The organism is Arthrobacter sp. SPT-J7, assembly GCF_059089965.1.
Window position 1 is genome coordinate 1 of record NZ_JBNHFF010000133.1, and the last position, 9,196, is coordinate 9,196.

7 protein-coding genes are annotated in these 9,196 nt (G+C 65.6%); 4 read left to right on the forward strand and 3 right to left on the reverse strand.

The window, feature by feature from the left end; genetic code table 11:
• The 3 genes from AC5RWX_RS26685 to AC5RWX_RS26695 all read right to left on the reverse strand — a co-directional run.
• A partial coding sequence (locus AC5RWX_RS26685) for a biotin/lipoyl-containing protein (RefSeq protein ID WP_494099287.1) occupies nucleotides 1-1,009 on the reverse strand: 1,009 nt, incomplete at its 3' end.
• A gap of 114 nt (nucleotides 1,010-1,123) precedes the next feature.
• A complete protein-coding gene (gene lpdA, locus AC5RWX_RS26690; protein ID WP_163163109.1) occupies nucleotides 1,124-2,506 on the reverse strand; it encodes a dihydrolipoyl dehydrogenase in 1,383 nt (460 codons plus the stop codon).
• 249 nt (nucleotides 2,507-2,755) lie between these two features.
• Nucleotides 2,756-4,282: a leucyl aminopeptidase gene (locus AC5RWX_RS26695; protein WP_494099288.1), complete on the reverse strand. Its 1,527-nt coding sequence runs from the start codon at nucleotides 4,280-4,282 to the stop codon at nucleotides 2,756-2,758.
• A gap of 258 nt (nucleotides 4,283-4,540) precedes the next feature.
• Here AC5RWX_RS26695 and AC5RWX_RS26700 point away from each other — a divergent pair, with 258 nt between their 5' ends.
• The 4 genes from AC5RWX_RS26700 to AC5RWX_RS26715 form a co-directional block, all read left to right on the forward strand.
• Nucleotides 4,541-5,479 carry a proteasome assembly chaperone family protein gene (locus AC5RWX_RS26700; protein WP_494099289.1) on the forward strand — a complete coding sequence of 313 codons (939 nt, stop codon included), beginning with the start codon at nucleotides 4,541-4,543 and terminating at the stop codon, nucleotides 5,477-5,479.
• 51 nt (nucleotides 5,480-5,530) lie between these two features.
• Entirely contained in the window at nucleotides 5,531-6,877 is a 1,347-nt protein-coding gene (locus AC5RWX_RS26705; RefSeq protein ID WP_494099290.1) for an MFS transporter, read from the forward strand.
• Nucleotides 6,878-6,970: 93 nt separating this feature from the next.
• Entirely contained in the window at nucleotides 6,971-8,245 is a 1,275-nt protein-coding gene (locus AC5RWX_RS26710; protein WP_494099291.1) for a DUF4192 family protein, read from the forward strand.
• A 254-nt stretch (nucleotides 8,246-8,499) separates the two neighbouring features.
• Nucleotides 8,500-9,196, forward strand: a 697-nt coding sequence (locus tag AC5RWX_RS26715; RefSeq protein ID WP_494099292.1) for a sigma-70 factor domain-containing protein, incomplete at its 3' end; no start/stop codon positions are given.

Consider the following 9,196-nt stretch of genomic DNA (forward strand, 5'->3'; position numbering starts at 1 on the left):
GTGCTGCTGCAGGGGCTGCGGCGGGGGCGGCCTGGGCTTCGGCGGCGGCGATGACGTCCTGCTTGCGGATGCGTCCGCCCACACCGGTGCCCGAGAGCGAGGCGATGTCCACACCGTGCTGGTTGGCAAGCTTGCGGACCAGGGGAGTGACGTAACCGGATTCGGCTGCGCCGTTGGACGGAGCGGCCTGGGCCGCGGCGGGTGCTGCCTTGGGGGCTTCCTGGACCGGCGCAGCCTGCGGGGCAGGTGCAGCCTTGGGGGCCTGGACCGGCGCAGCCTGCGGGGCGGGTGCCGGTGCGGGCGCTGCAGCTTTCGGAGCTTCAGCCTTGGGGGCTTCCTGGACCGGCGCCTCGGTGGACGGTGCTTCGGCAGGGGCAGCCGCTGCACCTGAACCGATAACAGCCAGGACGGAGCCGACCTCTGCCGTTTCGTCTTCGTTGACGCGGATTTCCTGGAGGGTACCGGCTACCGGGGACGGGATTTCGGTATCAACCTTGTCGGTGGAAACTTCCAGGAGCGGCTCGTCGACCTCTACGGAGTCGCCCACGGCCTTCAACCAGCGGGTGACGGTGCCTTCGGTGACGCTTTCGCCCAGCGCCGGGAGGGTGACTTCATGCCCTTCGCCGCCGGCTGCCGGTGCCTCTTGGGCGGCTGCCGGCGCTTCCTGGGCGGGTGCTTCCTGTACAGGAGCCTGCTCGGCCGGGGCGGCCGCGGGGGCTTCTTCTGCGGGAGCTGCTGCGGGTGCTTCTTCGGCAGGAGCACCGCCACCGGCGCCGTCGCCAATGCGTACCAGGGGAGCGCCGACCTCGGCGGTCTCGTCCTCGGCAACCAGGATTTCCTCAATCACGCCAGCTACAGGAGAGGGAATTTCAGTGTCTACTTTGTCGGTGGATACCTCGAGCAGCGGCTCGTCCACCTCTACCCGGTCACCTACCTGCTTCAGCCAGCGGGTGACGGTTCCTTCGGTGACGCTCTCACCGAGGGCGGGCAAGTTAACGGATTCAGACATGTCGTCCCCGTTCTCCTTATTGATCTTTAGTGCGGATGATTGCTGCCTTGTTGGAAGCCTAGTGCACCCGGCATTCCGTGCCGGGTGCACCAGGCCCTATGGTGCTTGGGGAAACTAGCCGTGAAGCGGCTTGCCCGCGAGTGCCAGGTGGGCTTCGCCCATGGCCTCGTTCTGGGTGGGGTGTGCGTGCACCAGCTGGGCTACATCCTCCGGGTAGGCTTCCCAGTTCACGATCAGCTGGGCTTCGCCTACCTGCTCGCCCATCCGGGCGCCGATCATGTGGACACCCACCACGGGACCGTCTTTCTGGCGGACCAGCTTGACCAGTCCCGAGGTGCCCAGGATGGAGCTTTTGCCGTTGCCGGCCAGGTTGTATTCCTGGGTCTGCACCTGGTCCTCGCCGAACTTTTCCTTGGCAGCCTTCTCGGTGTAGCCAACGGTAGCGATTTCGGGATCCGAGTACGTGACCTTGGGGATGTTGATGTCCTCGACGATTACCGGCTTCAGGCCGGCGATTTCCTCGGCCACGAAGATGCCCTGCTGGTAGCCGCGGTGGGCCAGCTGGACGCCGGGGACGATGTCGCCAACGGCGTAGATGTTGCCGACGCCGGTGTGGAGGCGCTCATTGGTGATCACGAAGCCGCGGTCGATGGTGATGCCGGCTTCCTCGTAGCCCAGGTTGGCGGTGACGGGGCCACGGCCGACGGCGACGAGCAGCAGGTCCGCTTCGAAGGTCTTGCCGTCCACCAGGGTGACCTTCACGCCGTCGTTGTTCTGCTCAACGCCCTGGAAGAAGACGCCGGTGGAGAACTTGATGCCGCGCTTCTTGAAGGCGCGCTCGAAGTTCTTGACGATGGTGGCGTCCTCGTTGGGAACCAGCGAGGGCAGGCCCTCCACGATGGTGACGTCGACGCCGAAGGACTTCCAGACGGAAGCGAACTCGACGCCGATAACACCGCCGCCCAGGATGATGGCGCTCTTGGGGATGGAATCCATGGTCAGGGCCTGGTCAGAGGTGATGACCTTGCCGCCGATTTCCAGGCCGGGAAGGGTGCGCGAGTAGGAGCCGGTGGCCAGGATGATGTTCTTGCCCTTGTACGCGGTGCCGTTGACTACGACGGTGTCGGTGCCCTGGAGCTTGCCCTCACCTTCGATGACGGTGATGCCCTTGGACTTGATGAGGCCCTGGAGACCCTTGTACTTGCCGGCGATGATGCCGTCCTTGTACGCGTTGACGGCAGTGATGTCGATGCCGTCGAGGGTGACGTTCACGCCGTACTTGGCGGAGTCACGGGCGTGGTCGGCGAGCTCTGCAGAGTGCAGCAGCGCCTTGGTGGGGATGCAGCCGTTATGGAGGCAGGTGCCGCCCAGCTTTGCCTTCTCCACGAGGCCGACGGTAAGGCCAAGCTGTACGGCCCGCAGAGCGGCGGCGTATCCGCCGCTGCCTCCACCGAGTACCAGGATGTCGAATTCTTGCGCAGTTGCCTGATCGGCCACTTAAACGCTCCCTCGCGTGAACGATGACGCGATCTGCGCGCATCATCTGGTCTTGGAACTTGCACTGCCGTGATTATGCCAGCAGGCCTGTTCTCTTGCATTTGTGACTACCGTGGTTCACCTTAGCGAACCACTTATCCATGCTCCACCTTGGCGCCGCGTTTGTGGAGCGCTTGTGTCCAGTGTCACGCGGCCCTGCGGCGCAGGGAACATCCCCGTGCCACAGGGCACCCGTGGCCGCCGGTGGTATCAGGAGGCGGCGGCGAGGATGTCTTCTACGTAGGCCACCAGGGTGCGGACGGTGCAGCCCGTTCCCTGCTTGTGGGTGTAGCCGTACGGACTCGCGTTGTTGAAGGAAGGCCCGGCGATGTCGATGTGGGCCCAAGGGATCTGTTCGCCGTCCTTGCCCTTACCCACAAATTCGCGCAGGAAAACAGCGGCCGTCATCATGCCGCCATGGCGTTCGCCAATGTTGGCCAGGTCCGCAACCTGGGAGTCGATGCTGGGGCGCAGTTCCTCGGGCAGGGGCATGGGCCATACCAGTTCACCCGCCCGGTCGGCTGCGGCCTTGAGCGGGCCGGTCACGCTGTCCGAGCCCATGACGCCGGCCGTGCGGTTGCCCAGCGCGATCAGCTGCGCCCCAGTCAGGGTGGCGACGTCGATGATGGCATCCGGGTACTCGCGGCTGGCAGCCACGATGCCGTCGGCCATCACCAGCCGGCCTTCGGCGTCTGTGTTCAGGACCTCAACGGTCTTGCCGCCGTACATGGTCAGGACATCCGCCGGACGTGAGGCCGCGCCGGAGGGCATGTTCTCCGCGATGCAGAGCCAGGCGGTCGCCTTGACCGGCAGGCCAAGCCCGGCGAGGGCCAGGACAGTGTTAAGAACTACGGCGGCGCCCGCCATGTCGCTCTTCATGTCGCCCATGCCGAGGGCCGGCTTAATGGAAATGCCGCCCGTGTCGAAGGTGATGCCCTTGCCCACCAGCGCGATCTTCGAGGTTGCCTTGGCGGGGGAGTATTCCACCTTGACCAGGCGTGGCTGGCGGGCGGAGCCTTTGCCCACGCCCATGATGCCGCCGAATCCTTCCTTTTCGAGCCGCTTTTCGTCCCAGACGGTCACCTTCACCGGCAGGCCCTTGGCCAACTCCTTGGCAGCCTCGGCGAATGTTTCGGGGTAGAGGTGGCTGGGCGGCTGGTTGACCAGGGAACGGGTGGCGTTGACGGCCTTGCCGACCAGCGCCGCACGCCTCAGGGCAGCGCCTGTCTCCTTGTGGTCGGCGAACTCCGTGAAGATGACGGCATTCGTCACCGGATCCTTCAGCCCGTCCTTCGAGGAGCGGAACTCAGTGAAGGAATAGGCGCCGAGGGAGGCACCCTCGGCGACTGCCGCGACGTCGGCAACAGACGCCGTCGGAAGGGCAAGGACAACCGTTGCGAGGCCGGCAAGCTGGCGGACAGCGGAACCGGCGGCGCGCCGCAGGGCCTCTCCCGTGAGCGGTTCCGCGGCGGAGACCTTGCCGGTGCCAGCGAGGACCAGGATGCCGGCGCCGGTCTCCGGAAGGCCCGGGAGGCGGACGACCTGGTCTGCGGCGCCGGTGACGCCCAGGGACTTGAGGGACTCGGCGAGGGCTTCCGCACTCTTTGCGGACAGCGGGTTGTCCAGGAGGACCGGTCCGTCATTGCCCTTACCCACGCCGATGACCACTGCGTCACTGTGGCTCTTCTTCAGGTCCCTTGAGAGGGTACTAAGGTTGATTTCAGTATTCTTGACCACAGGGATCAGTCCTCAATTCTCGAGAGATGTTCGGGCAGGGATGCATGTTCGGCGGTCTGCCATGGATGCCCGGATACTATCGTTCGGGACGCAGTCCGGGTGTCTGCAAGCCCGTCTGGCAGGCCAGTTCCGATCGTAGCCCTTCCCCGCCGGAGCTGGTGTATTTCCTGAGAGGTGCGCCACACCAACGGCAGGAATGCCCGGCTGTCCTGGGGCGTTGATAAGGATGTCCACCCGCACCTATGAAAGGAACATGCCGTGCTTGAACGGATCTCCGGCTCCCTGCTGGACCCTGACGCGCTCTATGCGAGCAACATTGAGCTGTTCCACAGCCCCGAACTCCGGGGGCTGAATTTGGTGATGGGCTTCACCGGATTCGCCGATGCCGGGCACGTGGTAAGGCAAATCAATGCCGAACTGCTGGACGCGCTCGACGCCGAGCCGGTGGCAGTCTTCGATGCGGACCAGCTGATCGACTACCGGTCGCGCAGGCCTCACGTAACGTTCGTCGAGGACCACCTCCAGGATTACCAGGAGCCGACGCTCGCCCTCTACCGGCTTATCGACGGCCTGGGCAATCCCTTCCTGTTGCTGGCAGGGTTCGAGCCCGACCTGCAGTGGGAACGGTTCGCGCGGGCAGTGGTGGGCATCGTGGAGGCGCTGGACGTCAACCTGGTCACCTGGATCCACTCCATTCCCATGCCCGTGCCCCACACCCGTCCCGTGGGCGTGACGGTCCACGGGAACAGGCCCGAACTGATCGAGGGCATCTCCGTATGGAAGCCAACGGTGGAAGTTCCCGCAGCGGTGGGCCATATCCTGGAACTCCGCCTGGTGGAGGCCGGCCGCAACGTCGCCGGCTACGTCATCCACGTGCCGCACTACCTCGCCGACGCGGAATACCCCACCGCCGCCGTCGCAGGACTTGAATACCTGGGTGCGGCCACCTCACTGATGCTGCCCTCGGACAGGCTCCGGGAAGCCGGCCGTGAAGTCAGCCGCCAGATCGCCGAGCAGATTGATGCCTCCGAAGATGTCCAGCAGGTGGTGTCCCGCCTCGAATCCCGGTACGACGAAAAAGCCGAAGGCACGGTCCGCCGCTCGCTCCTTGCGGACGAAAATGACGAGCTGCCCAATGCGGATGTCCTCGGCGCCGCCGTAGAGGCCTACCTCGCCCGCGAGAACCCCGGCCAGTAGGGGAACCCGCTGCTGCCGGGGTGGCCACGGCTGTGCGGGCATAATGAAGAGGTGACTGCACCCCGCGCCTGGCTGGTTTGGACCGTTGGTATCTTTGGGTACCTTGTGGCGGTTTCCCAGCGAACCTCCTTTGGCGTGGTGGGACTGGAAGCCACCGAGCGCTTCCATGCCAGCGCGTCCGCCATCTCGTTCTTTACTGTCCTCCAGCTGTTGGTCTATGCCGGACTCCAGATCCCCGTAGGCCTGCTGGTGGACCGGTTCGGCTCACGTGCCATGATCGCCGGCGGTGCCGTGCTGATGGGGCTGGGCCAGCTCCAGCTGGCATTCGCCGACAGCATTCCCGGGGGCGTGGCCGGGCGGGTCCTGGTGGGCGCCGGGGATGCGATGACTTTTATCTCGGTGATCCGCCTGATCCCGCTCTGGTTTGCGCCCGCCCGGGTGCCGCTCGTGACCCAGCTGACGGGTATGTCCGGCCAGCTGGGGCAGCTGTTCAGTGTCATCCCCTTCGCCTTCGTGCTTCACGCGTCGGGCTGGACTCCGGCGTTCCTGATGCTGGCCGGGATGTCGGGACTCGCCGTCGTCCTGGTGCTGCTGCTCCTGCAGGACGTGCCGCCGGGCACGCCGCGGCCCCAGGCCCAGCAGGGCCTGAAAGCAACAGGAGCCTCGCTGGCCCGTGCCTGGCGCCAACCGGGAACCAGGCTGGGCTTGTGGAGCCACTTCACCATCCAGTTCAGCGGCACTGTCTTCGCCATGACCTGGGGTTACCCGTTCCTCCTCTCCGGCCAGGGCCTCGACGCCGGAACGGTCGCCGCCCTGATGGCGCTCTACGTGGCAACCGCCATGGGAGTGGGGCCGTTCATTGGCCGCTTCGTTTCGCGCCACCCGCTGCGGCGCTCAACCATGGTCCTGCTGATCGCCGCTGCCACCGCCGGAGCCTGGGCAGCGGTGCTGCTGATTCCGGGCCGTTCGCCGCTGTGGCTGCTGGCCGGCCTGGTGGTGGTGCTCGCCGTCGGAGGGCCCGGCTCAATGATCGGTTTCGACTTCGCCCGCACCTTCAATCCGGCGCACCGCATTGGCACCGCCACGGGCATCGTCAACGTGGGTGGCTTCATCGCCGCGCTGATAGCGATCTTCCTGATCGGCTTGGTGCTGGACGTGCTGTACGCGAGCGGGTTCTCCAACGGAGTGCTGTACGGGCTGGACCCGTTCCGGATCGCACTGAGTGTCCAGTTCCTGCTGCTCGGCTTCGGGGTTACAGCAATGCTGGTGTGCCGCCGGAAGGTGCGGCGGCAGATGGCGGCCCAAGGTGTTGTGGTCCCGCCCCTGCGCAGCGCGCTGGCCCGCCAGCGCCGGCAACACCTGGCCCGGCGCAGCCAGGCATCCGCATCGGAGGACTGACTGGTCCTCCACAGGGCCGGCGGCATTTCGGCGGTTTCCACATAGCTGCCGCCCGTACTGTCGGCTGGCCCGCCTCCGGCGAATGCTGGAGCCATGACACCTCCAGAACGGCTCACAGTCCGCGGCCCCGAAGACATCCTGGGTTTCATTCCCCACTCGCTGGGATACTGGCCGGCTCAGAGCCTCGTGGCCATGACGCTGCAGGGCAAAAGGGTCGGGGCCACCCTGCGGCTGGACCTCCCCAAACCTGGCATCCTGGCCAATCCGGAAAAATTCCTGCGGGCCGTCCGGCGCTATCTGGAGGCAGACAAGGACGCTGACGGCACATTGCTGGCGATCTTCACCAGCAATGGCGGCGCGACGTTGCCGTCCCGTTACGACGGCTTGCTGGCCGGCCTGACCTCTATGCTGCAAAAGGCGCGGATGCCGGTCAGGGAAGCCTGGTACGTCGGGGATGATTTCTGGCGGGAGGTTTGGTGCCTGGATATCTCATGCTGCCCACTGCCAGGGCGTCCCGTCCAGGAAATCCGCGACAGCCTGCTCAACACCGAGATGGTGTTCCGGGGAAGCAGCATTGGACCGGCACCGGAACGGCGGCAGCCGGCCGGCCACGTTCCTGCCCTCCATCGCGCCGCTGTGCTGGAAGCCGAAGTCACATGGTCGGCCCAGCTGGACCTTCGACGGCAGAGCCGGGCGCAGTTTGCCGCGGTGCTGGGCCAGTGGGAGACGGTACTGGCCCGCCCGGCCGGGGACCTGCAACGGCTGTCGGTACACAGGGACGCTTTCCTGCGGGCCACGCTCCTGGTGCCGGCCTGGCGCGACGCCGTCCTCGTTATGGCGGCGGCGGGGAAGACAGCGGCTGCAGGCGGGGCCGAAGAGTTCGGGACATTCAGTCCGGACGCACAGCTGGGGCCAATGGCACCCGGGGCCGAATATAGTGGGCCGGAAGAAGTGCCCTCCGCAGCGGATGGCACTGGTTCTCCGCCTTTCGCGCTGCCGGACCAGTGCGGGGAGGGGTTCCTGATGGCCGGCGGCCAGGACGGAACTCCCGGCTACGGGGACGTGCTGATGGGGCAGGCGCCGGCCGTTCCCCAATGGCACAGCCTTGACGCGCTCGACCTCGTCCTGGAGCACCTCGCCAAGGCGGGTGGGACGCCGGCAGCGGCTGCATTGACGGGGAGGGGCTGGATCGCGTGGTGCCGCGGACGCGGCTCGTACTCCGCCGCATATCTGGGGGAGGCCCTCGGCATCGAGCCCGGGTACCGGCTCGCGGAGCTGCTGCTCCAAGTGGTGCGCCGGGGTACGTTGTGCGGCTGGGCGGCGCGGAAGGAGGCTGCCTGGCAAAAATTTGGACCGGACGCCGCCTGAAGGCGAAGACGGCAAGAATGGCGGGTTAGGCCCTATTTGGGGAAATCGTGAGACAATGGATGCCGAGACCCGGTTGGGTCCGTGTATCGAGTGCTTGTAGTGACCCCTGGTTGGGAACATTACAGCCGCTCCGGCAGTTCTATCTATAGACTCTGCCGGCCGTGGTGGCGCTTGGTTTTCACCACGGACTTGACAGGGTCATAGTGGTGTTGCCCGTATGGTGATTCCACAGACCACCGCTAGAAAGGTTTTCTGTGACCCCGTCTTCCACGAAGAAGGACCCCGCCGCCCAGGACGAACTGTCCGCCGAGGAGAAGCAGGCTGTAACAAACGCCAAGCGGGCCGCCACGCGGGCAGCCAACAAGGCTTCTGCCGGTGAAGCTGGTGCGGACGGCAAGCGTGAGCCCAAGAAGCGCGGGCCCAAGCCCGGCGCTAAGGCTGCTGCTGAGGCGGCCGGGAAATCGGCCGGTGACACGGACGCCGATGAAGTAGAAGAAGTCGAGGAAGACCTCGATGAGATCATCCTCGGAGCACCTGACGTCGTTGAGGAGGATGCCGAGGCCGATCCCGTCAAGGGAGCCGTCGGCTCCGGCAAGGGCTTCGTCTACTCCGATGCTGACGACGACGACGCACCTGTCCAGCAGGTCATGTCGGCCGGAGCTACCGCCGATCCTGTCAAGGACTACCTGAAGCAGATCGGTAAGGTCGCACTGCTCAACGCCGAGCAGGAAGTGGACCTTGCGCTCCGGATCGAAGCCGGCTTGTTTGCAGAAGAAAAGATCAATGCAGACGACGGCTCGATGGATCCGAAGTACAAGCGCGAGCTTGAATTCATCATCCATGACGGCAAGCGCGCCAAGAACCACCTGCTCGAAGCCAACCTCCGCCTGGTGGTCTCGCTGGCCAAGCGCTACACCGGGCGCGGCATGCTGTTCCTGGACCTGATCCAGG